Genomic DNA, 23,418 nt, shown 5'->3' on the forward strand with positions numbered 1-23,418 from the left:
GTGAGTGCGCTCATCCGAGTGGCCTTCTGGCAGCCGGAAATCCCCGGCAACACAGGCAACGCGATCAGACTGACGGCGTGCACGCCGTCGGAGCTACACCTGATCGAGCCACTCGGCTTCAGCTTCGAAGACAAGCAGTTGCGGCGGGCGGGGCTGGACTACCACGATCTCGCCAACGTCTTCACTCATCCGGATGCGGACACCGCGTTCGCCGCGTTGCAGCCTGCTCGGATCATCGCGTTTAGCCGCAACGCGACGACGTCGTACGCCGATATCACCTATGCGCCAGGGGATGTATTGCTCTTCGGGCGTGAGTCCGACGGCCTTTCGCCCGAGGTGCTCGCGCACCCGGCGATCGACGAGCGGGTGCGGCTGCCGATGCTGCCGGCCCGCAGATCGCTCAACTTGAGCAACTGCGCCGCGGTCGCGATTTTTGAGGCTTGGCGGCAGCTCGACTTCGCCACTCCCTAACCGCGATCCGTCACAAAATCCGGTCCGGTCCGTCACAAAATCCGGTCCGGTCCGTCACAAAATCTCGATCAACCCGCATGACCGTACATTTGTGCTATTTCCAACAGGTTCCTCCCGTTCCGCGCTGCATTACGTAACAAATGTGACGATCGCGCTGAATCCCGGTGACGCGGAGCGAAACTGGACCGAGGCGGCTCCTTCCGTATTCAGCCTGCTTGGATGGCGAGTCAAGCCGGACGTACGGCGCGGGGGTGACGGATCGCCGGGGATTTTGTGACGGATCGCCGCAGATTTTGTGACGGATCGCGGGGCTAGGCGGTTGCGCGGGCGGCGGCCCGGCCGGCTTGCCGACCGGAGTAGATGCAGCCGCCGAGGAACGTCCCCTCGAGCGACCGGTAGCCGTGCATTCCGCCGCCGCCGAACCCGGCAACCTCGCCCGCGGCGTACAGGCCGTCAATCGGTACGCCGTCCGTCCCGAGCGCTTGGCCGTCGAGGTTCGTCTCCAGCCCACCGAGGGACTTGCGGGTGAGTACGTGCAGCCGTACGGCGATCAGCGGTCCATTTTTGGGGTCGAGGAATTTGTGCGGCGTGGCGACCCGCCCGAGCTTGTCACCGCGATAGGACCGCGCGCTGCGCAGCGCCGCGATCTGCAGGTCCTTGGTGAAGTCGTTGTCCATCTCGCGGTCGCGCGCGACGACCTCTGCCCGCACCCGGTCCGCGTCCAGCACATCGCCGCCGCCGAGCTCGGCCATCCGGCGTACCAAGTCGTCGAGATCGTCCGCGACGATGAAATCGGCGCCGTGCTTCTTGAAGTCCTCCACGGGGCCGGGCGCGCCAGGGAGCACGCGCTTGAGCGTCATGCGGACGTCCTTGCCCGTCAGGTCCGGATTCTGCTCCGAGCCAGAGAGCGCGAACTCCTTCTCGATCACCTTCTGCGTGAGAATAAACCAGCTGTAGTCGTGCCCGGTGGTGCGCAGGTATTTGAGGGTCCCGAGGGTGTCGAAGCCGGGGAACAGTGGCACCGGTAGCCGTTTGCCGGTGGCATCGAGCCAAAGCGACGAGGGCCCCGGCAGGATGCGGATGCCGTGGTTGGCCCAGATCGGGTTCCAGTTCTTGATTCCTTCGACGTAATGCCACATGCGGTCGGCGTTGATCAGATGAGCGCCGGCATCAGCGGCGATTTCGCGCATCCGGCCGTCGACGTGAGCGGGTACGCCGCACACCATCGAATCGGGCGGACTGCCAAGTGACGAGGGCCAGTACTTCCGCACCAGGTCGGTGTTTCCGCCGATGCCTCCGGAGCTGACGATGACCGCTTGCGCGGTCAGCTCGAACTCGCCTGCCGACCCTCGGGTCGACCCGACGCCACGATCGGCCGCGTCGGGCGCCAGGACCGTCCCGCGTACGCCGGTGACACCGCCGCTCTCGATCACGAGCGAGTCGACTTGGTGCCGGAATCGGAACTCGACCTGGCCGGCGTCGACTCCCTGGCGCACCCGCCGTTCGAACGGTTCGACGACGCCCGGCCCTGTGCCCCAGGTGATGTGGAATCGAGGGACCGAGTTGCCGTGTCCGATGGCGCCGTACCCGCCTCGTTCGGCCCAGCCGACCATCGGAAACCAGCGCATGCCCTGCGCGTGTAGCCATCGACGTTTTTCGTCGGAGGCGAAGTCGACATATGCTTCGGCCCATTTGCGTGGCCAGTAGTCCTCGGGGCGATCGAACTGCGCCGTACCCATCCAGTCCTGCAGCGCGAGTTCGGGAGAGTCTTTGATGCCCATCCGGCGTTGTTCGGGTGAGTCGACAAAAAATAGCCCGCCGAATGACCAGAATGCCTGGGCCCCAACGTTTTGGTCGTTCTCCTGCTCGACGATCAGCACCTTGCGGCCGGCGTCAACTGCCTCGGCCGCGGCGACCAGACCGGCGAGTCCGGCTCCTACGACGATGATGTCGGCGTCCATGAGTACCTCGATCTCTCGTCGGGTTCAGGTCTGCCGAGTCTAACGAGCCGGCAATCGTGCACGGTCGAGTTCGCGTATTGCGCAATGAAGTTAATAGTACTAACCTAAGAGTTATGACTACTAACTATGTTGAGGTGGAAGGCGGCCGAGTCGCGTACTCGGTCGACGGCAAGGGCCCGCTCGTCCTCTGCGTGCCGGGCATGGGTGACCTGCGTACGTCGTACCGGTTCCTCGCCCCCGCGCTCGTCCAGCGCGGATTTCGGGTGGCCTGTATGGACCTGCCGGGGCATGGCGAGAGCAGCGACGGGTTTGCGGCGTACGACGACGTCAACCTCGGAAAGGCGATCCTCGCGGTGATCGAGGCCCTCGGCGGTCCGGCGATCGTGGTCGGCAACTCGATGGCAGCGGGAGCAGCCGTGTGGGCCAGCGTCGAGGCGCCGACGACAATTAACGGACTCGCCCTGCTAGGCCCGTTTGTGCGCGATCCGTTGGTCAATTGGGTGTCGCGGGCGGCGATGACCGCACTGCTCGTGAAGCCTTGGGGGCCGGCGGCATGGCGCTCCTACTTTAAGAAGTCCTTCCCGAGTGCGCCACCGGCCGACCTCAACAGCCACATCGCGGACATCAAGTCATCGATGGAGCGTGGCGAGCATTGGCGGTCCTTCGTAAAGACGACGCGTACGACGCACCGCCCCGCCGAGGAGCGCATCGCACGGGTGACGGTGCCGACGCTGGTGGTCATGGGATCGAAGGACCAGGACTGGCCGGATCCGCGGATGGAAGCGCAGTGGGTCGTGGAGCAGACCGACGGTCGACTCGTGATGGTCGACGGGGCGGGGCACTACCCGATGGCGGAGTTTCCCGACGTCGTGTCGCCCGCGGTCGGCGACTTCATCGCGGAGGTCACCGGCAATGCCTAAGGCAGCTTTGTCGCGCGAGATCGTGGTGCGTGCGGCGTACGACGTCGCTGCGAAGGTCGGCTTCGATCGGTTTACCGTCGCGGACGTCGCCCGGCATCTCGGCGTGAGCGTGCCTAACATCTACAAGCACGCGAGCGGCCTGGACGGGCTGCGGCGTTCGATCGCGATCGCCGCCACGCGGGAGCTCACCTCCGCGGCGACCCACGCCGCGGTAGGCAAGTCCGGGTCTGAGGCCTTCCTCGCGATGGCGGCGGCGTACCGGACCTTCGCGATCGAACATTCGGGGATCTACCCGGCGACGCAGGTCGTGCCCGCGGCCGATGACTCCGAGCACCTGCAGGTGGCCGAGTCCGCCGTGGCGATGTTGGCCGCGGTGCTCCGTGGCTACGGCCTGAGCGACGATCGGCAGATCGACGCGGTTCGGACAGTACGCAGCCTGCTGCACGGATACGTGGCGTTGGAGATCGCGGGTGGCTTCGAAATGCCGCAAGACGTAGACGAGTCGTTCCGGTACGCCGTACGACTGCTGGACAAGGGGCTTTCCGCGTCGTCGCAAAAGCGGCGTCGTGCGGGCTAGCCACAGACGGGTTAGATTTGGGGCGGCGCGCCGTCACGCCGCAACTCCCAGGAATGAGAACAATGAGCGACTTCAATTCCCAGATCGTTGATGAGTTCCGCGCTAATGGCGGTAACGTCGGCGGCCCTTTCGAGGGCGCGCCGATGGTCCTCGTCCACCACGAGGGGCGCAAGAGCGGGGCCTCCTATGTCTCCCCGATGATGTATCTACCCGCCGACGACGCAGACGCGATCTATGTCTTCGCATCCAAAGCCGGGGCCCCGACCAACCCCGACTGGTATTTCAACCTCACCGCGGCCGGCCAGGCCACCGTCGAGGTCGGCACCGACACGTTCAAGGTCGACGTCGAGGAGTTGAAAGGCGCGACGCGTGACGAGGTGTACGCCGAGCAGGCACGCCGTTTCCCAGGGTTCGCGGGCTATGAAGACAAAGTCAAAGGCGTCCGCACGATCCCGGTGTTGAAGCTCCGGCGCCACGAGCGTTCGACGTAACGCAGGTGACAGCGTCGTACCCGTCTGCGACGATGGACCCATGCCAGAGTTGCCCGAGGTCGAGGCGCTTGCCCATCACCTGCGCGAGCACGCCGTCGGTAAGGTCGTCGCCCGGTTAGATCTGGCCGCCATCTCGGCGATCAAGACCTTCGACCCGCCGTTCACATCGCTGCAGGGGCTCACGGTGACGGGGGCGAGCCGGCATGGCAAGTTTCTCGATGTCGATGTCGACGGGATCCACCTCGTCGTACATCTGGCGCGCGCCGGGTGGCTGCGATGGTCCGAGTCGCTGTCGAAGACCCCGCCAAAACCGGGCCGTGGTCCGCTGGCGCTACGAGTACACCTGGATGACGGCAGTGGGTTCGACCTGACCGAGGCCGGCACCAAGAAGGGCCTGGCGGTGTACGTCGTACGCGATCCCGAAGAGGTGCCGGGTGTGGCGCGCCTCGGCCCGGACGCGCTGTCGCTGGATGAGGCAAGCCTCAAGGAAGCGCTCGCCGGTCAGGGCGGTCGGCTCAAAAACGTGCTTACCGACCAGCGTGTCATCGCGGGTATCGGCAATGCCTACAGCGATGAGATTTTGCACGCGGCGAAGATGTCGCCGTTCAAGACCGCGAGCAAGTTGACCGACGCCGAGCGTGACATCCTGCTGCACGCGATCATCGACGTTGAGACCGACGCCGTACGCCGCTCAGTAGGCCAGAAGGCGGCCACGCTGAAGTCCGAGAAACGGTCCGGGCTCCAGGTCCATGCACGCACTGGCATGCCATGCCCCGTGTGCGGCGACACCATCGCGGAGATCTCGCTCGCCGACAAGAGCTACCAGTACTGTCCGACCTGCCAGACCGGCGGACGCAAGCTCAACGACCGTCGGATGGACCGCCTTCTCAAGTAGCGCGGCTCATAGTCAGCCCCGCAGTCGCATCCCGCGAGCCGCTCGGCTAGTGTTCGGCCACGATGCGTTACGTGACGTAGGTCTCAATCGTCTGGCGTCGATTGAGGACGCATCGCGACCTGTCACTAAAGCGGGGAGTGGGCCCATGGCGGCGAAACCGGACAAGGCGCTGTGGCGCAAGACGTTCGACAAGGCCGAGCGCGCGATTGGCGGGCGCCTCGAGGAGATGATCGACACTCGGCAGTTCGCCGACGCGATGTCACTCTCCGCGCGCGTGCAAAAGGGCGTAACCAAACAGGTCTACGGGACCATCCACCGGACCCTGCACCTTTTCGGCCTGTCGTCACTCAAGGACACGCGCGCGATCACCCGGCAGCTTAACCGGGTCGAGGCCCAACTGCGTGAGATGTCGGCGCAGCTTGAGGCGCTCGAGGAACAGCCGCCTCCCGCATCGGTGCACGACAGGCCGGTGCAGAAGAAGCCGGCCGCGGCCCGGGCCAACGCGACTAAACGGACCAGTCCACCCAAACGGACCAGCCCACCCAAGCGGACCAGTCCACCCAAACGGACTAGCCCGAACAAGCGCCCAGCCAAGAAACCGGCGGAACCCGCCAGCGAGAGAGAGGACTAGGCGCATGGCCCGCACGCTCAGCCCCGGCGAGATCATCGCCGGCATCAAACGGGAGGTCGAGACGGCCGCGCTGCGCGCCCGCAACGGCATCCAGTATCTCGCCTTGGACAAGTCCGAAGGTCTGCAGCCGACCCCGCGGACGCTTGTCGCGAGCCGTGACAAAGTCACCCTCTGGCGTTACGCGAGCCCGAACAAGCGGTACGACGAACCCATCCTGGTGTTCCTGGGCCTGGTCAGCCGGTCGTACGTCCTGGACCTGCTGCCGGGCAAGAGCTACATCAACTCGCTGTGCGAGGCCGGCTTCGACGTCTATCTACTCGACTGGGGGCAGCCAGATGCCGCGGAGTCCGAGAACACGCTCGAAACGTACGTCGACTTCTACCTGCCGCGCGCTCTGAAGATCGTCCAGCGCGAGAGTGGGTGCAAGGACGTCAACGTCATCGGCTACTGCTTCGGTGCGATTCTTGCGCTGATGTACCAGGCCAGCCGCGGAAACTCGCCAATCTCGTCGATGGTTCTCATGGCCGCGCCGGTCGACTTCAGGCACATGCATGTGCACACCGGCCCGCTGCGGGACGGCATGCTCAACCCCGACGACGTTATCAACGACGAGGGGTTCGTGCCGGCAGACGTCGTACGCCGATCACTGTCGGTGCGCGCGCCGACGTACGACATCGCGCAGTACGTCAACCTGTGGGACAAGCTGGCGAGCAAACCCGACAGTGGCGCCCTGGAGGCGCACGCGGTAATGACCAACTGGGTGCGCGACCACGTCAACTTCCCGGGCGCGGCGTTCCGTCAGTTCGTCACGATGTTCTTGCAGGACAACGGCTTCGTCAACGGCACCGCGCGCGCCGGCGACAAGAAGATTGACTTGTCCCGGATCGACATACCGGTGCTGTCGGTCATCGCCGAACGAGACGACTTAATCCCGCCGAAAGTCTCCTTCCCACTGCGCAACCTCATGAACGAGGAGCTGTACGACGAGGTGCTGCTCAAGGCCGGTCACGTGGGTTTGGTGCTGGGAGGTACGGCGCAGCGCGTCACTATTCCGGCGATAGCAGAGTTTTTGCAGCGAAACAGCACGAGCATGGCGGAGGAGACAGCATGACCGTCAGGATTGCGGCGCCGTACGACATCGATGCGCTGGGCGCCTTCGTGCGAGCGGTGCCAGAACCCGAACGCGCCTTCTACAAAGACAACGGCACCGATGACGAGCTCGCCCAGAGGTGGAGCGAGAGCGATCCGCTGCGCTTGATAAGCGTGCGTGATGACGGCGCTATCCGCGGGATTATCGGGATCCGCCGTGGGCAGGGGCAGTCTGCGCACGTCGGGGAGATCATGCTCGTCGTACACCCAGCCCATCGGCGGCAGGGTGTCGCGTCTGAGCTCGTGAAGGCCGCCATGGTCGAAGCGATGCGAGCCGGGATCACCCACATTTTTGTGGAAGTAACGGCAAATCAGCAGTCGATGATCGACATGTTCCGTACCTTGGGGTTTACCGGCGAAGCGCTTCTTCGCGGCTTCATCAAAGAGGCGGATGGTCAGTTAGTTGATCTGATCATGCTGACCAACCGCGTCGAAGAGAACTGGGCTGCGGCCAATGCGGTTGGCCTCGACCTGGACGGAGAGCTTGAATGAGTGAGTTGGTATTGGTTGACGACACGGCGCCGGCGGCTCGGTTGGAAGATCGCCCAAGGCGGCACGAGCGAGTAGTCGCCGGAAACGTCGAGATGGCTGTCACTCAGTACGACGGTCCCGGGCATCCGTTGGTGCTGATCAACGGACTGGGCACTCATCAGCAGATGTGGAATCCGCTGGTCGCCGGCCTGACGACGTCCAAGGTTGTTACGTTCGACTTCCCCGGCATCGGCCGCTCACACGTCCTCGGCGTACCGCAGTCGATGTCTGGATTTGCCAGCCTCGTCGAGCGGGTCGTCGATGACCTCGGCCTGGAACAGCCAGATCTGTTGGGTTACTCGTTCGGGGGCATGGTGGCCCAAGAGTTCGCGCACACCCGCCCGGACCGGGTACGCCGGCTGACTTTGGTAGGAACGGCTCCGGGCGTGGGTGCCGTCGTGGGCTACCCGTCGGCGATGCTCGCGCTGGCCACACCGATGCGTTACTACTCGCGCACGTTCTACAAGTGGACGCAACGGTTCTTGGCCGGAGGTGAGATCGAGCGTAGCCCCGAGTTCCTGCAACGTACCGCCGAACTGCGCAAGCTTTACCGACCACATCCGGTGACCTACTACAGCCAGCTCTACGCCTGTCAGACGTGGTCCTCGCTGCCGTGGCTGGACACCGTGCAGACGCCGACCCTCGTCGTACACGGCACGGACGACCCGATCATTCCGTTCGCGAACGCCCAGCTGATGGCGCAGACGCTGCCGAACGCGCGGCTGTACACCGCGTCCACCGAGGGTCATCTGTTCATGCAGGACGCGAACTCTCGAGCCATCCCGGCGATCCACGAATTTGTGTCGGCCGATGACTATCGCAAGTCGTCGAGCTGGTTAGAAGGTACGCCGGACGAGGCGACCGCGGTGCGTGACTCGATTCGCCGCAGCGACCTGCGCTCGCTGCAGCCGTTAGGTCTCTACAACCAGACGGTGCGCGGTCTGATGAAGCCGACCGCGCGACGCTAGGGGCAGGAACGCGCTCGAAAGGCCGGCGTTGACCTAATACTCTGAACCGTATACTCTGATTCAAGTAATCGGAGGTGAGTGTCTTGGCGAGGTCGCGTTCCAACCCATTGGCGTTGGCGATTTTGTCGTGCCTTTCCGAGCAGCCGATGCATCCGTACCAGATCTCGGCGACATTGAAGCATCGAAATAAAGAGGCCAGCATCCGGCTCAATTACGGCTCGCTGTATTCGGTCGTCGGCAGCCTGCTCAAGCAGGGCCTCATCGCCGAACACGGCACGTCGCAGGACGGCAACCGGCCACAGCGCACGATCTACGCGATCACCCCTGAGGGGGAGACGGAGCTGGTCGATTGGATGCGCGAGCTGATCCGGATGCCGGTCAAGGAGTATCCAGCCCTGGAAGCCGGACTCGCGCTGCTACCGGTGCTCTCTCCGGATACGGTCGTCGCGCTGTTGGGCGAGCGATTGGATCGGCTGCGTGCATCTATCGAACAGGAACAGGCCGGGATTGCAGAGGCCGCCCAGATGGGTCTTCCGCAGGTGCTCTCAATCGAGGGCGAGTATGCCGTCGCGCTGCTGCGTGCCGAGCGCGACTTCGTCGAGAGCCTGATCAAGTCCATAGATTCCAAACAAATCGGCGGCTACGAGTTCTGGGCGCGCATGCACCAGCTGCGCGACGAAGGAGTCTCACTGGCCGACCTGACTAGAAACCCCGAGAAGTACTTCGCCGCAGGGGAGGTGACGTGGATGGCGCTCGACGAGGCTCCCGACTGATGCCTCGGCGTACGCCGTGACGGGACTTGACATGAGCTCCCGCAAATAGATGCGTGGCCCGGGTGCGGCAACACCCGGACCACGACCAACCTCGAGTCGGTCCGCATAGCGGACCCTGCCGTGCAGCAGATCTCAAGGCGCACTTCAACTCTACGGTCCGGCAGGCCCAATATGCATCCGACTCCCATTACGCAGGTAACTGCGCGAAATCAAAGGAGTTGCGATGACAGCAACTATCACCGACCGATCCACCGTGCTCAGCGCGCGCGATCTGGTCAAGACCTACCCGGGCGGGCGCGGCAAAGAGAGCGTCACCGCCCTCGACGGAGTGAGCTTCACGGCCGAACCCGGAACCGTGCTCGGCCTGCTCGGGCCTAATGGGGCCGGCAAGTCCACGACTGTCAAGATCCTCACCACTCTCTCCCGAGCCGACTCGGGGACGGCGTACGTCGCGGGCCACGACATCTCCGCGAGTCCCGGGGAGGTACGCCGGCTCATTGGCTTCGTTGCGCAGAAGCCGGTCACCGACCCGATGGACACCGGGCGAGAAAATCTGGAGCTGGCCGCCCGCATTCATGGACAGACAAGGCGCGACGCGCGACTGCGAGCAAATGAGCTGCTCGATCGGTTTAACCTCACTGATGCGGCGGATCGCCTGGTGCGCACCTATTCGGGTGGCATGGCACGCAAGCTCGATGTGGCCATCGGGCTGGTCAACCGGCCGCAAGTGCTGTTTCTCGATGAGCCGACGACCGGCCTCGACCCGCAGGCGCGATCGGAGATGTGGCAGGAGGTTGGGCGGCTCGCCGGCGAAGATCAGATGACGATCCTGCTCACCACGCATTACCTCGACGAAGCAGATCATCTTGCCGCGCACCTCGTCATCGTCGACGAGGGCCACGTCGTCGCAGAAGGAAGTCCAGATGCGCTCAAATCCGAGCTGCGCGGCGACACCGTGATTATCGAACTGGCATCGGAAGGCGATGTGAGCGCCGCGCGGGCGGCGCTCGATCGACTGCCGGAGCCACGCGAGTTTGTCGTAGACGGTGCCGTCCTGCGCGGACGCGCGGACCACGGCGGACGGGCGCTGCCGGGGGCGATCGGCGTACTAGAGGCGGCCGGAATCGCGATCGAGTCGGCGACGGTGAGCAGGCCATCGCTGGACGACGTCTATCTCAAGCACACCGGACGTAGCTTCACTGCGGCGAAAGGCGACGAGTCATGAGCATCTTCGTCTCCCACTCGACTCTGTTGACCGGGCGCTCGCTACGCGGCATGCGCAGGGTGCCGGTGTTCCTTGCGATAAACCTGGTCCAGCCGATGATCTGGCTGCTGCTGTTCGGCCAGCTCTTCAAATCCATCGTGTCGATTCCAGGATTCAGCCCGGGCGTGGACAACTACCTGCAGTTCCTCACGCCGGGCGTGATCATGATGACGGCGCTGTTCTCCGCGGCTTGGGCCGGTACGACGTACATCCAGGACATGGAGCGTGGCGTCATGGACCGGATGCTGACTTCGCCGGTGAGCCGCGGCGCGATGATGGTCGGAACCCTTGCATACCAGGCAATCAGTACGATCATCCAGACCTTGGTGATATTCGGGGTCGCGCTCATCGCCGGGGCACGGTTCCCCGGAGGTGTGGTTGGCTTTCTGATCACAATCGTGGCGACCGTGCTCCTGTCATTGATCTTCGCCGCGCTGTCCAATGCCGTAGCGCTGCTGACGCGTCAGCAGCAGGCTTTGATCGGGATCTCGCAGCTGATCACGCTGCCGCTGATGTTTCTGAGCTCGGCAGTGATGGACACCGGCTTGGCGCCATCGTGGGTGCAGACCGCCGCGAGGTACAACCCGGTGGAGTGGGCGGTCGTGGCCGCCAGGGAGTCCTTGCAGTCAGGGACCGACTGGGGAGCGGTGGCGATCCGATTGTTGTTGCTCGTGGCCGGAGCCGTGGTGATGAGCGTGATCTCGACGCGCGCATTCCGGGTATATCAGCAAAGCTCGTAACAGCCCACCACGCTAGCCGGCTACGTATTGCCCGATGCAAAGATGGGGTCATGGAGTTTCGGCACTTGGTCTCGTTCGTGATGCTGGCCGATGAGCTGCACTTCGGGCGTGCGGCCAAGCGGCTGCACGTCGCGCAGCCGTCACTCACAGCACAGATGCAGAAGCTCGAGCGGTTTCTCGGTGTCCAGTTGCTGGTCCGCAACGCACATGAGGTCAAGCTGACGGCGGCGGGTATGGAACTGAAGCAACAGGCCGAGACCATACTCGCGCAGGTCGATCGGGCGGTACGTCTGACAAAAGACGCGGCCGACGGCAAGAGCGGATCAGTTGCTGTCGGATACAACTACCTCGCCGGACGCAAAGTCTTGCCGGATCTCTTGTCCAGGATGAACGCCGACCTGCCGGACGTCTCGGTCTCCCTATGGGAACGCCGGACTGGACCGCAGATCGCCGCGGTCCGCGCCGGGTCGCTCGACCTTGCCATGACCTACGGATATCCCCAGGCGCCCGAGATGCAATATCGCAGATTGGTCAGCGATATCCCCATTGTCGGGGTGATCGGGCACCGCCACCCGTGGGCGGCACGGGACGAAGTGAGTTTCGCGGAGCTGGCAGGTCAACAGTGCGTGCTGTTTGCGCGCGACCAAAGTCCACAGATGTACGACGCTATCTTCGCGGCGGCGAGGGTGCACAAGATCGTCCTCGATGTCGCACGCACTGCAGACGATCCGGGCGGAACGGCGCAACTCGTAGCCACTCTGCCCATGGTCGGATTCGCCTCGGGCCCGCGCGCCGATTCCTACACGGCGCACGGACCGTCCGATCCGATTGCCGTACGACTGGTCGATCCCACGCCCACCCTCGATCTCTACGCCGTCTGGCGCAAGGACAACGGGAATCCGGCGCTCGCGGCGTTGGTGGACCGACTCCCCGAGGTGTGATGACTACTTGAGCCCAGATCGCACGAAGGCGCTGACGACTCGGCGCTGCATCGCGAGATAGAGCAGAAATACCGGCAGGCAGGACATCGCGGCGAGCGCCATCATCGGGCCCCAGTCGTTGCCCTCGGCGCTCATGAAGCTTCGCAGCCCGAGCTGCAGGACGGCGTTGCGCTGCTGCAGCACTACCGCCGGCCAGAAGTACTCGTTCCACGAGTTGATGAATAACAAGATCGACAATGCGGCCAAAGCCGGGCGTAGGTTCGGTACGACGACCTGCCACAGCGTGCGCCACGAGGACAAGCCGTCCATCTTGGCCGCGGCTACGAGCTCCTTGGGGAAGCTGTCGAGATGCTGTCGCAGCATAAGGACAGCAAGGACCGAGCACATAGTCGGCAGCACGACGCCGGCGAGCGTGTTCAGCAGGCCGAGCTGGTGGAGCAGAAGATAGTTGGGAAGCATTGTGACCTGAAACGGAATCAGCCACGTCGCTATGAACGCGAGGTAAAGGACTCTCTTGAATCTGAACTGGTGCATGGCGAACCCGTAGGCTGACAGGATCGCGATGAAGAGCTGGATCGCCGTTGACGAGACCGCGGTGAAGGTCGTGTTGATCAGAAGGCCCGGGACATCGGCCTTGTCCGCCGCCCCCGCGTAGTTCTCAAAGGTGAGGGGCCACGGAAACGGTGCCAGCGAGTAGATGTCGCCGGGACGGCGAAGGGATGTCGCAAGCAGCCAGTACACCGGAAACAAGCAGAATAGCGCCACGACACCGAGGATCGCGTGGCTACGCAGGGTCGCCCTAGTCATCGCGCACCGTCACCCGATCGGCCAGCCAGACGAGACCGCCCGCGACAACGCCGTAGCCGATGAACAGCACGATTCCGACGGCCGCGCTGAGGCCGGCATCAAAGCTATGGAAACCCAAGTCCCATAGCAGGTAGTAGACGTTTGTCGTAGCTCCGGACGGCCCGCCCTGAGTCAGGGTGTCGATGAGTGGAAACGTCCACTGGGCGCTGAGCAACACGGTCATCAACACGAGCATGACTAGCGTCGGCGAAAGCAGCGGCAAAGTGATCCAGCGGTCGATTTGCCAGCGTGACGCGCCATCGAGTTGCGCCGCGTCGTCGTACTCTTGCGCGATTTGCTTCATGCCAGCGAACACCACGAGCATGGCAAAGCCCAAGATGTGCCAGCCGGTGATGACGATGATCGCCAACTGGGCTGTGCCGGGTTCGTGGATCCAGTTTCGAGTGCCGCCGGTGACCTGGTTGAGCGCTCCCCGCGGATCAAGTAGCCATTCCCACACTGCCGCACCGATGACCGGGGCGATGATGAAGGGCAGGAAAATGACTCCTTGGTAGAACCGTCTGGTCCGCCCGCGAAGCTGCCGAGTGGTGAACCCCACGACAACGGGGACCAAGATGGTGAAAGGGATCAGGCCGATGATGACAACGACGGTGCGCCACAGCGCGTTCCCGACCTCCGGTATCTCAAGTATTCTCTCGTAGTTCCTCAGCCCGACCGAGATGGCGGGCGAATCTGGTAGCAGATTCCAGTTATACGTGCTGATCTCGGCCGTCAGGGTCAGCGGTCGATACACCCAGACGATCAAGAGAGCGGCGCCGGGAAGCAAGTACAAGTACGGCCCGGCTGCCCGTAGCCACCCGCGACGTCGTGCCCGTGGCGGCGCGGCGATCGCCGTCGGGGCCCCGGTGCACTGGGGCTCGATCTCGGTGAGCATCCCTATCCGGCCGCGATGGTGTGGTCCCGAAGAAGGTCAAGCATGGCGGCCTCCGACGTACGATAAACCTCGTCGGCAATAGTCGCCTCGACCGCGGTGGCCACAATGTCGTCGCCGACCAAATCGATCCTGCTAAAGCCGTAACCCACTTGACCGCGATGCTGTCCGGCGGGGGCGAACGCGTCGAGTCGGTATGCCATCGCCGGTCCGATCCATACCGGTATTCCGGCTATCGTTCCCATTCCGGTGTAATGGGTGTGCCCGCACAACACCATGCGCACGTCAGAGTCAGAGAGTACGTCGGCGAGCTCCTCTGATCCTTTGAGCCGCAGCTGGTGTACCGGCGCAAGGGGAGAGGATATCGGTGGATGGTGCATGACGACGAGGGTTCCGCGCGGGCTGGTCGCGCCGAGTTGATCGGCGAGCCAGGCGAGCTGATGCGGTTCCAGATGTCCGTCGTGTAGCCCCGGCCGGGTGCTGTCGAGAACGATGATTCGGAGCCCGTCGACGTCGTACGCCCTATCAAAAGGTGAGCCCTCGTCAGGTGACTCATTCGAAATCGAATCATCCAAGATCCCAGGCAGAGTAGCGAAGCCAGCCCGTTGGTCGTGGTTCCCCATGGCGTAGATGAGGCGGGCATCCAATGCACTAGCTGCCGGGGCGAGTGTCTCGTGAAGCAGCCGGTATGCGTCCTCGGAGCCGTCGTCGGACAGGTCGCCGGACAGAATGATCGCCGAGATCGGGCGATCCGCAGCGACAAGCCGATCGGCTACTGCCCGCAGGTGTGCGAGGGTGTCGATCGAGTCTCGTGCGAGCGTGCCGTCGCCCCTGATGTGAGTGTCGGATAGGTGAACAATGGTGCGCAGTTCGGTACTCATTTTGGCATCAGCGCCGAGCCCTGCTTCCGTGCCTTCTGCAGCGTTGACGCGGGATCCGCCCCCTGAAAGACGATCTGCTCGACCGCCTCCATCATGCCGTCGCGGATTTGGAGGTAGTTGTTTCCGGGCATCGATATCCAGGGCTCCATCATGGCTAGCTGCTCGATGTTCGGTTTCAGCAGCGGGTTATCGGTCGCCCAGGTCTTCAGCCCCTCAGGGTCGTCGACAAGCCCGGGGCGGAGCGGGAGATAGCCGATACCCTGGGCGATTTTGACGTAGGACTCGTCGCTCGTCAGGAACTTGATGAGCTCCCACGCGGCGGCCTGTTTGGCTTTGTCTTTCGCGAAGATGTACAGGGAGGCGCCGGAGTTGGTCGGTATGGTCGGTTTGCCAGCGAAGCTGGGCATCGTGGTGGAGCGCAGATCCCATTTGCCTTCGGCTCCCTTCATGAAGGTCCCTTGGATCGAGCTGGACTCGAGAATCATTCCCATCTCGCCCGCTGCAAACGCCTCGTAACCCTGCTTCTGGCTCAGATTAGGAAAGGCGCCCGCATTGACGAGTTCCTGCGCCATCTTGGTGACCTCGACCGTCGCTTCCTTATCGAATGTCAGCGACGTCCTGTCGTCAGATATCACTGCGCCGCCGTTGGAGCGGACCAGACTCTGGAAGCACCAATCCTTAGCGGTCTTACTCAGGCAGTCGATGTAGATGCCACCTTTGCCGGTCGTCGTGGCGATTGCTTTCGCGGCGTCGCCCGCCTCCTGCCATGTTGTGGGTGGTTTGTTTGGGTCCAGGCCGGCCTGCTTGAAGAGGGTCGCGTTGTAATACAGAACGGGGGTGGACAACACAAACGGAACGCCGTAGTTCGTCCCCTTCCACGTAGCTAGCGTCCGCGCAGTTTTCGCGTACGGGTGTTTGCCACCGTCGAAGTTGTCTTGCACGGCTGGCTTGCCGAACAGGGCGTCCAGGGACTTCGCACCCAGTTGGTTTACCGTGAAGTCGAGATCGCTGAATCCGAGCTGGGTGACGTCCGGCGGCGTACCGGCGACGACCTGCTTTTGGACACTCGACACGGCGTCCGTGGCAGGGTTGGGGCTGTTGCCTTGAGGCTTTTGCGCCGTGACGGTGATGTTGGGAAACTTCTTCTCGAACGCGGCAATGCGCTCATTGAGCGTATCGGTCCACGGGCCCGCCAACCCATAGTTGTAACTCTCGAAGACAATCGATACCTTCTGGTCAGATTTGAGGGCGGGGACTTGACCGGTCTGGTCGGCCGCGGTGTTCGCCGATGCGCCGATATCGCAGCCGCTTAGCAGGACTGCGCAGGCTATTAGCCCGCCGAGGCGGGACGTTCGTTTCATGACGGTGCTCCTACATAGGTCGAGGTGGCTGGTACGCCGGATGAAGGCTTCGTGCGGTCCGAGGTTTGTGGGTCGGTCCACTCCAGTCGTCGACCTGACGAGCGGTCGAAGAGATGGATGTCGGACGAAGAGCAATACAGATCAACCGGATCGCCGACCCGTACGACGGTCGGTCGGGCGACGCGGACCAGTAGTGTGACGGCGCCGCTCTGGCAGTGCAGAACAACTTCGCTGCCGAGGTTTTCGACCGCGTTGACGATCGCCGTACCGAGGCAATGCGGCCCTGATTGGACGAGCCGATTGAGCACGATGCGCTCCGGGCGAATGCCCACCGTGACGTCGTGGTCCGGTAGTTCACCTGCCGGCAGATCCAACGGCAGGTCGAGCCCGGCGGCGTAGGCATGAAGCGTGTTACCCGCCGGACGAATAGTCGCCTCGAGAAGATTCATCGGCGGCGCGCCGAGGAACGAGGCGACGAAGGTCGTATGCGGCTCGTCGTACAAGGCCTCCGGCGTACCGACCTGCTCGATGCGGCCGTTGTGCAGTACGGCGATCCTTGTTGCCATCGTCATGGCCTCGACTTGGTCGTGGGTGACGTACAAAAAGGTCGAGTCGACGCTCTGGCGTAGCTCGATGATCTGACGCCGAGTCGACGCGCGCAGGAGTGCGTCGAGATTTGAGAGTGGTTCATCCATCAAGAAGCCGCGAGGGTTGCGGATGATCGCTCGGCCGACTGCCACGCGTTGCCGCTGTCCACCGGAGAGCTCTCCGGGGCGCCGTTCGAGCACCGCGGAGAGTCCGAGCATTTCCGCCACCTTGGCGACCTGCGCCGCGATGGCCGGCTTCGGCGTACGCCTTGCTCTTAACGGGAAGCCGATGTTTTTGGCCGCACTCAGGTGTGGATAGAGCGCGTACGACTGGAAGACCATCGCGAGATCGCGATCGCGCGGCGGCTGGTCAGTGATGTCTGCGCCGTCGAGAATCACCTGGCCGGTCGTTGGCGCGATGAGGCCGGCGATGATGCGCAGCAAGGTCGACTTGCCGCACCCGCTCGGGCCGAGCAACACCATGAACTCGCCATCGTCGATGTCGAGATTGATCTCGTGCAAAGCCGTTGTGTCGCCGTACTTCTTTGACACTGACCGCACCGCTATGCGTCCCATAAAACCCGCTCCCGTCTGACGATTGACGAAAGCAAGAACAACAGTGCCCGATGAATCTCAGATGAACGGCTGACACTGTGCGAGGTCGCGAGGCGCCTATTGGTCCCGCTGAACTGGGTCGATAGAAGTTGTCGCCCGATCGATAGGCGCTAGCCGGTTAGTCGCTGGCGGGTACCGGCGTGGGTGGCAATGCCGGCTCGAGGTCCAGCTGATGTACGTGCCGGGGCAAGCGCACGGCGAATAGCGTCACGCACACGCCGCTGGCGACAAGCACCCACCACGTTGAGTGGAACGACGACAAAGCCGGTGCGGCGGCGACGAGCGCAATCGTTACCGCTACGCCGAGTGTTGTCCCGAGGTTGCGGGTTGCCTGCGCGACGGCCGACCCCGAACCGTAATGGTCTTGAGGGAGATCTTTGACGGCCGCCGAGGACAGCTGCGGTATGACGAGTGCGACGCCCACCGCCGATATGCAGACCGCCGGAAGGTAGACACCGACGTAGTCCGCCGTACTCGTTGCCTGGGTCAGCAGCCACACACCGGACGTGCCCCAGACGAGGCCGCCGAGTATCAACAGCGGCCGCTGGCCGTAGCGCGCGGCCAGTCGCCCCGTCTGCGCGGAGAGTGCGAACACGATGAGCGGTCCCGGCGCGATCCCGAGGCCGGCTTGCAGGATGGAGAAGCCCCAGATGTTCGTCATGAACAGGATATTGCCGAGGAACATCGCGCTGAACCCGATCGAGTAGATAAACATCGAAAGATTCGCCCACCGGAAGTTCCTCGACTGCAGGAGTCTGAGGTCCAGGACCGGGTTCGACACCGCCCGGCATCGCAGGAAGAACAGCGTGATCAGCACGGCCGCGATGACGACAGTAACTGCGAGTCCGGTGCTGAGCCATCCCCACGTCTCGGTCTCCACCACGCCGTACGAGAGTACGGCGAGGCCGCCGGCCAGCAGCACGATACTCAGCGGGTCGGGAAGCTTGCCGCGGGTCGCCTCGCGGCCTTCGGGCAACACTCGCCGTCCGAGGAAAAAACTGATGATGCCGACGGGCAGGTTGATGAAGAATGCCCATCGCCAGCCAAGTGTCTCAACAACGAGAGCGCCGAGACTCGGACCTGCGGCTCCGGAGATACCGCCCAATGATCCCCAGATCGCCACCGCCACAGGCATTTTTGCCTTGCTGAATGACTGAAGGACGAGCGCAAGGGAGGCCGGCACCATCGCCGCGGCGCCGATCGCCTGGGCAAGCCGCGCGATGATCAGGACTTCCACGGACGGAGCTAGTCCACAGAGCATGGATGCGACGGTGAACAGTACGACCGCGCTCAGGAAGGTCTTGCGTCGGCCAATGCGATCGGCGAGTCGGCCCGCGGGAATGAGCATGGCCGCAAAGGCGATCGTGTAGGCGTTGAGCACCCAGGACAGCCCCGCGGGGCTTACGTCGCTGAAGGTCGCGCTGATGCTGGGAAAGGCGACATACAGGATCGTCGTGTCGAGAAATACTGCGAAGACCGACAGGCCCGTCGCGACCAGGACGATCCATGGACTGGCATTACGTGTGCGGGCCATGCGGTTCCCCTCGGCAATTCACGTTGATATAAAAAATATACCAAATGAATTTGCCGGGCGGTAGATCCGCTATGCGATAGGAAAAGCGCCGTACGTCACTTTCGTGCACTCTCGAGGTAGTCCTTGAGGACGACCGCTTGGTTGAGTTCGCGATCCTTCGCGCCGTACAGCAGCGTCACCGTCTTTTTCTGGGACTCAAGCTCGAGCAGGTCGTCCACCGCGGAATTCTCGTCCAGTTCGGCGGTATAGCGCTTGGTGAATTCGCCGAACCGGTCGGCTCGATGGTCAAACCACGCGCGCAAGTCGGCCGACGGGGCGATGTCCTTGCACCACAGCTCCAGGCCGAGCGCCTCTTTTTTGATTCCGCGTGGCCATAGCCGATCGACCAGCACGCGCGCACCGTCGGCGCGCTCCGCGTCGTCGTACACCCGCTTGATCTGAAATGTCATCGCGCTCACCCGCTTCCTTGTTTGGCTACTGGATTACGAGGTCGAAGGTTTTGAGGAATTTGTCCTTAGCGGTAGGCGATCCGGCGAGAGTGGCCTCAAGCGGTGCGCCGGTACGCCGGACGTCGGACAATGCGAGTGCGTCGGTCCGTAGTTCGACGTCGGGTGCGACGCCGGGGTCGGCGTCGGTGATGTCGGTACGACGACCGTCGACCACGACATCTGCCGATGAGCCATCCGGGACGGTAAGCCGGACCCGCATGTGTGGTGCGCCGGGTTTGAGCCATGGAAGCAAAAATGCGCGCGCCGTACGCGCCGGCGAGAGACCTTCGGCGGGGAGGTTGGGGGTCGTCGCGGGGTCAAGATAGTCCACACCGAACCGCGCGACGGCGCGCAGAACTGGAATGATCTTCAAGCCCTTGTCGGTGACCTGGTAGATGCTGCGGCTGCTCGACTCGGATACGTCGACCGACTCGACCAGCGCCGCCGCTTGAAGATCACGCAGTCGCTCGGTGAGGAGATTGGGGGCGAGGCCCGGTAGGGCACGACGTAAGTCGGTAAAGCGGCTAGGTTGGGCGACCAGCTCGCGCATGATCAGCAAGACCCAACGGTCGCCGATGACGTCGAGGCCAGCCGCGACGGGGCAGTACTGCCCGTAGGTGCGGTTGCGGGTCTGCGGTGGCATGGGGGTGTGGGTCGGCATTGCTGCTCATCCCTTGGTTGGGTACGTCGGGTCTACAAGGCCATCTTAGTATAAAAAAGCAACGGATGTTCCTGAGAGGGTGCTGAGTGATGGCATCGCAAACCGCTTGCAAATCCGCACCTCGACCTTGAGTCTGATAACAGTCGGCAAGCTCGCCGATTGACGCGGGTCATGAGAGAGGACAACAACCATGGCAGTCGAAGTCAACCTTGGTAAAGGTCTCGACAAGGCATACGAAAACAAGCCTTTGAAGGACATCCTGGACGCACCCCCGTCGGCACTCGCCGGCCTGACCGAAAAGCATGACGCAGCACTCAACGACGCGCTCGGCGTGAAGACTATCCGTGACCTCGGTTCGAACAAGTACTTCGCGCTCGCCGGCGTACTGGTCGCGCTCGAAGGAAAAGAAGGCTAATCGCCCGTCGCAGACTTGGGACCGGGCCGGCTCAATTCAAATGTGCCGACCCGGGCCCGGCGCGGATCTGGTAGGTGGCACCATCAATTCCATGAGTGAGATACCCGAGACCACAGTTGACCAACTCCCCGCTGATGCCGTGATCCTCGACGTACGTGAGGACGACGAATGGCAGGCCGGCCATATCGAGGGCGTCACGCACATCCCGATCGCCGAGGTGCCGCAGCGACTAGGTGATGTCCCCGAGGGCGATCCGGTCTACGTGTTTTGCCGTGGTGGCGGCCGGTCGAGCCGGGTCACCGAGTGGCTCAACAACAACGGCTACGACGCGGTCAATGTCGACGGTGGCATGAAGAGCTGGGAAGCGGCCGGCAAGCCGCTCGTCGCCGACGGCGACGCGGCACCGACGATCATCTAACCCCTAGCTTCCGCGAAGCGCAGGGCCCGACCGGCCGGAGCGCGTGCTACTTGCGGTTGTAGAGCCGCATCGTCAGGGGACCGAAGACGATGACGAACCCGGCACACCAAGCCAAAGTCAGCCCGAGCTGACCGTAGTCGAGTCCGCCCTGCATCAGTCCGCGGCATGTCGTGACGAGATTGCTGATGGGGTTGACCTCGACAAACGCCTGCAGCCAGCCCGGCATGGTCGTCGGGTCGACGAAGATGTTGGACGCGAATGTCAGCGGGAACAACACCATCATCGACACACCCATGACCGCCGTCTCGGTGCGCATGATGAGCGCGAGCATCGTCCACGCCCATGACATGCTGAACGAAAACAGCAGCAACAACGCGACCGCGGCAACGACGCCGAGTACGCCGCCATCCGGCCGGAAGCCGATGATCAGCCCGAGAACCAGGACGATGACCGACGCGATCGTGTAGCGAAAGAGGTCGCCCAGCAGCGCGCCGACCAAGTGCGACGGTCGCCAGATCGGCAGCGACCGGAATCGGTCAAATACACCTTTCTCGGCATCTTTGTTGAGGGTCAGACCGGTGTACATGGTGATCATGACGACGGTCTGTACGAGGATGCCGGGCAGCAGGAACTGGATGTAGGCCTCGGTCGAGCCGGCCAGTGCACCGCCGAACAGGTAGGTAAACATCAGCGTGAACATGATGGGGAACATGGTCACGTCGAAGAGCTGTTCGGGGATGTGCTTGATCTTCAACAGCGCGCGCCAGCCGAACACCAGCGAGGTCGTCAGTGGCGATGGCCTCTTGAGCTCCTTGGCCGAACCGCGAAGGACGTCGGCGACCGCCTCGACAGACAGTTCGCTCTCCCGCGTCTGGGTGCTCATCGCACGACCTCCGGTGTTTCGTTGTCTGCCTCGGACGGCTCGTCGTCCTCGGCGGGGTGCCCGGTCAGGGCCAAGAAAACTTCGTCGAGGCTCGGCTGGCCGAGGGCGAAGGTGGTGACGTCGATCCGCGCCCCGTGCAGCGCCGCGAGGCATCGCGAGACCCGGGCGGGATCGGAGATGCGGGCGGAAAGGGCGGCCGGATCGCTTTCGTAGGTGACATCTACGCCAAGCTCTACGCCGAGTATGCGGGCCGCGTCTTCGCGAACCGACGGGTCGGCCACCCGCACATGCAATGCTCCCGAACCGACCGACGCCTTCAGCTGACCGGTCGTGCCTTCGGCGATGACCTTGCCGTGGTCGATTACGGCGATGCGGTTAGCGAGCTGGTCGGCCTCGTCGAGGTATTGCGTCGTCAGCAGGACCGTCGTACCGCCGGAGACCAGTGCGCGGATGATTTCCCAGACTTGGTTGCGACTTCGCGGATCGAGCCCGGTCGTTGGTTCGTCGAGGAAGATCAGCTCGGGTGTCACGATGATGCTGCCGGCGATGTCGAGCCGCCGCCGCATGCCTCCGGAGTATTTCTTGACCTGCCGTCCGGCGGCTTCAGTGAGATCGAAAGCGGTCAGCAGTTGTGCGGCGCGATCACGCGCAGCTGCACGGCCGTATCCGTAGAGCCGGGCGAGCAGTATCAGGTTTTCGGCGCCCGTCAGATCCTCGTCCAGGGAAGCGAACTGGCCGGTCAAGGCGACCTTGCCGCGGATCGTGTCGGCCTCTTTAACTACGTCGTGGCCGAGCACTATCGCCTGCCCGCCGTCGATGCGCAACAGCGTGGACAGCATGCGGATCGTGGTCGTCTTGCCCGCGCCATTAGGACCGAGTACGCCGTACACGCCGCCGGACTCGACTCTCAGATCGACGCCATCGACGGCGACATTGTCTCCGAATCGTTTGACGAGACCTGACGTCTCTATAGCCAAGGTGGATGATGTCATCGGGTAAATACTCCGTTGCTCGGCAATGATCTCGGGTTTGTGACGTTACCCGCGCGTTAAGATCGGTTCTTCTCCATTCTTGCGCCGTTCGCCCCGAACCGTCGACGGAATTTTTGGTGACCAGTTAGCCTGGGCACTATGGCTACGGATAATGGCACCTTAAAAGCGCTGGTCATCGAGGACGATGACGATATTCGCCGGCTGCTGGAGGTGGTACTCGCCCAGGCGGGTCATGACGTCACATCGGCCGCGACCGGCACCGACGGCATCGCGCAGGCTCGTGATTCGGAGCCGTCACTGATTACTCTCGACATCGGCCTGCCGGATATGGATGGCTACGCGGTCGCACGGCAGCTTCGGGAGTTCTACGCCGGGCATCTGGTCATGCTTAGCGCTCGGTCCGAGCCGTACGACGCCGCGCTCGGCTTAGAAGTCGGCGCGGACGCCTACATCACCAAGCCGTTTCGCCCGCGCGCACTACGCGAACGGCTCGCCGAGATCATGTCTCAGGACGCGCGTAGCTCGGACTAGGG

At 63.3% G+C, this 23,418-nt stretch carries 27 protein-coding genes; 16 read left to right on the forward strand and 11 right to left on the reverse strand.

Features of this window, described 5'->3' with window-relative positions; all coding sequences use genetic code 11:
- Entirely contained in the window at positions 1 to 471 is a 471-nt protein-coding gene (locus CLV47_RS02645) for a tRNA (cytidine(34)-2'-O)-methyltransferase (RefSeq protein ID WP_106347422.1), read from the forward strand.
- 311 nt (positions 472 to 782) lie between these two features.
- Here the strand turns inward: CLV47_RS02645 and CLV47_RS02650 are convergent, their stop codons facing one another.
- Entirely contained in the window at positions 783 to 2,432 is a 1,650-nt protein-coding gene (locus tag CLV47_RS02650) for an FAD-binding dehydrogenase (protein WP_106347423.1), read from the reverse strand.
- Between the two features lie 113 nt (positions 2,433 to 2,545).
- Between CLV47_RS02650 and CLV47_RS02655 the strand changes: the two genes are divergently transcribed.
- The 12 genes from CLV47_RS02655 (at position 2,546) to CLV47_RS02710 (ending at position 12,312) form a co-directional block, all read left to right on the forward strand.
- A complete protein-coding gene (locus tag CLV47_RS02655) occupies positions 2,546 to 3,352 on the forward strand; it encodes an alpha/beta fold hydrolase (protein WP_106347424.1) in 807 nt (268 codons plus the stop codon).
- On the forward strand, positions 3,345 to 3,929 hold the full coding sequence (locus tag CLV47_RS02660) for a TetR/AcrR family transcriptional regulator (protein ID WP_106347425.1): 585 nt from the start codon (positions 3,345 to 3,347) through the stop codon (positions 3,927 to 3,929). The genes CLV47_RS02655 and CLV47_RS02660 overlap by 8 nt, the downstream gene beginning before the upstream one ends.
- A gap of 62 nt (positions 3,930 to 3,991) precedes the next feature.
- Positions 3,992 to 4,420: a nitroreductase family deazaflavin-dependent oxidoreductase gene (locus CLV47_RS02665; RefSeq protein WP_202862341.1), complete on the forward strand. Its 429-nt coding sequence runs from the start codon at positions 3,992 to 3,994 to the stop codon at positions 4,418 to 4,420.
- Between the two features lie 40 nt (positions 4,421 to 4,460).
- Positions 4,461 to 5,315: an Fpg/Nei family DNA glycosylase gene (locus CLV47_RS02670; RefSeq protein WP_106347427.1), complete on the forward strand. Its 855-nt coding sequence runs from the start codon at positions 4,461 to 4,463 to the stop codon at positions 5,313 to 5,315.
- A gap of 145 nt (positions 5,316 to 5,460) precedes the next feature.
- Positions 5,461 to 5,946: a hypothetical protein gene (locus tag CLV47_RS02675; protein WP_106347428.1), complete on the forward strand. Its 486-nt coding sequence runs from the start codon at positions 5,461 to 5,463 to the stop codon at positions 5,944 to 5,946.
- Positions 5,947 to 5,950: 4 nt separating this feature from the next.
- A complete protein-coding gene (locus CLV47_RS02680) occupies positions 5,951 to 7,057 on the forward strand; it encodes an alpha/beta fold hydrolase (RefSeq protein WP_106347429.1) in 1,107 nt (368 codons plus the stop codon).
- The gene (locus tag CLV47_RS02685; protein ID WP_106347430.1) at positions 7,054 to 7,587 is read left to right on the forward strand and encodes a GNAT family N-acetyltransferase; all 534 of its coding nucleotides are present in this window, start codon (positions 7,054 to 7,056) and stop codon (positions 7,585 to 7,587) included. The genes CLV47_RS02680 and CLV47_RS02685 overlap by 4 nt, the downstream gene beginning before the upstream one ends.
- Complete coding sequence (locus tag CLV47_RS02690; protein ID WP_106347431.1) at positions 7,584 to 8,594, forward strand: alpha/beta fold hydrolase; 1,011 nt, start codon at positions 7,584 to 7,586, stop codon at positions 8,592 to 8,594. Before CLV47_RS02685 ends, CLV47_RS02690 begins: the two co-directional genes overlap by 4 nt.
- Positions 8,595 to 8,668: 74 nt before the next feature.
- A complete protein-coding gene (locus CLV47_RS02695) occupies positions 8,669 to 9,367 on the forward strand; it encodes a PadR family transcriptional regulator (protein ID WP_272946773.1) in 699 nt (232 codons plus the stop codon).
- A 223-nt stretch (positions 9,368 to 9,590) separates the two neighbouring features.
- Positions 9,591 to 10,592, forward strand: a complete 1,002-nt coding sequence (locus CLV47_RS02700; protein WP_106347432.1) for an ABC transporter ATP-binding protein — start codon at positions 9,591 to 9,593, stop codon at positions 10,590 to 10,592.
- Positions 10,589 to 11,371 (forward strand): ABC transporter permease, encoded by a 783-nt coding sequence (locus tag CLV47_RS02705; RefSeq protein ID WP_106347433.1) that lies wholly within the window; start codon positions 10,589 to 10,591, stop codon positions 11,369 to 11,371. The genes CLV47_RS02700 and CLV47_RS02705 overlap by 4 nt, the downstream gene beginning before the upstream one ends.
- A gap of 50 nt (positions 11,372 to 11,421) precedes the next feature.
- Positions 11,422 to 12,312: a LysR family transcriptional regulator gene (locus CLV47_RS02710; RefSeq protein WP_106347434.1), complete on the forward strand. Its 891-nt coding sequence runs from the start codon at positions 11,422 to 11,424 to the stop codon at positions 12,310 to 12,312.
- A 3-nt stretch (positions 12,313 to 12,315) separates the two neighbouring features.
- Here the strand turns inward: CLV47_RS02710 and CLV47_RS02715 are convergent, their stop codons facing one another.
- The 8 genes from CLV47_RS02715 to CLV47_RS02750 all read right to left on the reverse strand — a co-directional run bounded on the left by CLV47_RS02715 (position 12,316) and on the right by CLV47_RS02750 (position 20,177).
- Complete coding sequence (locus CLV47_RS02715; protein WP_106347435.1) at positions 12,316 to 13,119, reverse strand: carbohydrate ABC transporter permease; 804 nt, start codon at positions 13,117 to 13,119, stop codon at positions 12,316 to 12,318.
- Positions 13,112 to 14,053 carry a carbohydrate ABC transporter permease gene (locus CLV47_RS02720; RefSeq protein WP_106347436.1) on the reverse strand — a complete coding sequence of 314 codons (942 nt, stop codon included), beginning with the start codon at positions 14,051 to 14,053 and terminating at the stop codon, positions 13,112 to 13,114. The genes CLV47_RS02715 and CLV47_RS02720 overlap by 8 nt, the downstream gene beginning before the upstream one ends.
- Positions 14,054 to 14,055: 2 nt before the next feature.
- Positions 14,056 to 14,931, reverse strand: coding sequence for a metallophosphoesterase (locus tag CLV47_RS02725; protein ID WP_106347437.1), 876 nt, complete (start codon positions 14,929 to 14,931; stop codon positions 14,056 to 14,058).
- A complete protein-coding gene (locus CLV47_RS02730) occupies positions 14,928 to 16,292 on the reverse strand; it encodes an ABC transporter substrate-binding protein (RefSeq protein ID WP_106347438.1) in 1,365 nt (454 codons plus the stop codon). The genes CLV47_RS02725 and CLV47_RS02730 overlap by 4 nt, the downstream gene beginning before the upstream one ends.
- Complete coding sequence (locus CLV47_RS02735; protein WP_106347439.1) at positions 16,289 to 17,455, reverse strand: ABC transporter ATP-binding protein; 1,167 nt, start codon at positions 17,453 to 17,455, stop codon at positions 16,289 to 16,291. The genes CLV47_RS02730 and CLV47_RS02735 overlap by 4 nt, the downstream gene beginning before the upstream one ends.
- 157 nt (positions 17,456 to 17,612) lie before the next feature.
- Positions 17,613 to 19,028, reverse strand: coding sequence for a DHA2 family efflux MFS transporter permease subunit (locus CLV47_RS02740; protein ID WP_106347440.1), 1,416 nt, complete (start codon positions 19,026 to 19,028; stop codon positions 17,613 to 17,615).
- A 95-nt stretch (positions 19,029 to 19,123) separates the two neighbouring features.
- Positions 19,124 to 19,477: a DUF488 domain-containing protein gene (locus CLV47_RS02745; RefSeq protein WP_106347504.1), complete on the reverse strand. Its 354-nt coding sequence runs from the start codon at positions 19,475 to 19,477 to the stop codon at positions 19,124 to 19,126.
- Between the two features lie 25 nt (positions 19,478 to 19,502).
- Positions 19,503 to 20,177, reverse strand: a complete 675-nt coding sequence (locus CLV47_RS02750; protein ID WP_106347441.1) for a winged helix-turn-helix transcriptional regulator — start codon at positions 20,175 to 20,177, stop codon at positions 19,503 to 19,505.
- A 190-nt stretch (positions 20,178 to 20,367) separates the two neighbouring features.
- On the opposite strand from CLV47_RS02750, the gene CLV47_RS02755 reads away from it, so the two are divergent.
- The gene (locus CLV47_RS02755) at positions 20,368 to 20,592 is read left to right on the forward strand and encodes a hypothetical protein (RefSeq protein WP_106347442.1); all 225 of its coding nucleotides are present in this window, start codon (positions 20,368 to 20,370) and stop codon (positions 20,590 to 20,592) included.
- A gap of 91 nt (positions 20,593 to 20,683) precedes the next feature.
- Positions 20,684 to 21,010 carry a rhodanese-like domain-containing protein gene (locus CLV47_RS02760; RefSeq protein ID WP_106347505.1) on the forward strand — a complete coding sequence of 109 codons (327 nt, stop codon included), beginning with the start codon at positions 20,684 to 20,686 and terminating at the stop codon, positions 21,008 to 21,010.
- Positions 21,011 to 21,056: 46 nt separating this feature from the next.
- On the opposite strand, the gene CLV47_RS02765 is transcribed toward CLV47_RS02760, so the two are convergent.
- Positions 21,057 to 21,893, reverse strand: a complete 837-nt coding sequence (locus tag CLV47_RS02765) for an ABC transporter permease (RefSeq protein ID WP_106347443.1) — start codon at positions 21,891 to 21,893, stop codon at positions 21,057 to 21,059.
- Complete coding sequence (locus CLV47_RS02770; RefSeq protein WP_106347444.1) at positions 21,890 to 22,885, reverse strand: ATP-binding cassette domain-containing protein; 996 nt, start codon at positions 22,883 to 22,885, stop codon at positions 21,890 to 21,892. Before CLV47_RS02770 ends, CLV47_RS02765 begins: the two co-directional genes overlap by 4 nt.
- Before the next feature lie 138 nt (positions 22,886 to 23,023).
- Here CLV47_RS02770 and CLV47_RS02775 point away from each other — a divergent pair, with 138 nt between their 5' ends.
- Complete coding sequence (locus tag CLV47_RS02775) at positions 23,024 to 23,416, forward strand: response regulator transcription factor (RefSeq protein ID WP_106347445.1); 393 nt, start codon at positions 23,024 to 23,026, stop codon at positions 23,414 to 23,416.
- Positions 23,417 to 23,418 lie beyond the last annotated feature (2 nt).

It is taken from the genome of Antricoccus suffuscus, from assembly GCF_003003235.1.
Classification (GTDB): Bacteria; Actinomycetota; Actinomycetes; order Mycobacteriales; family Antricoccaceae; genus Antricoccus; species Antricoccus suffuscus.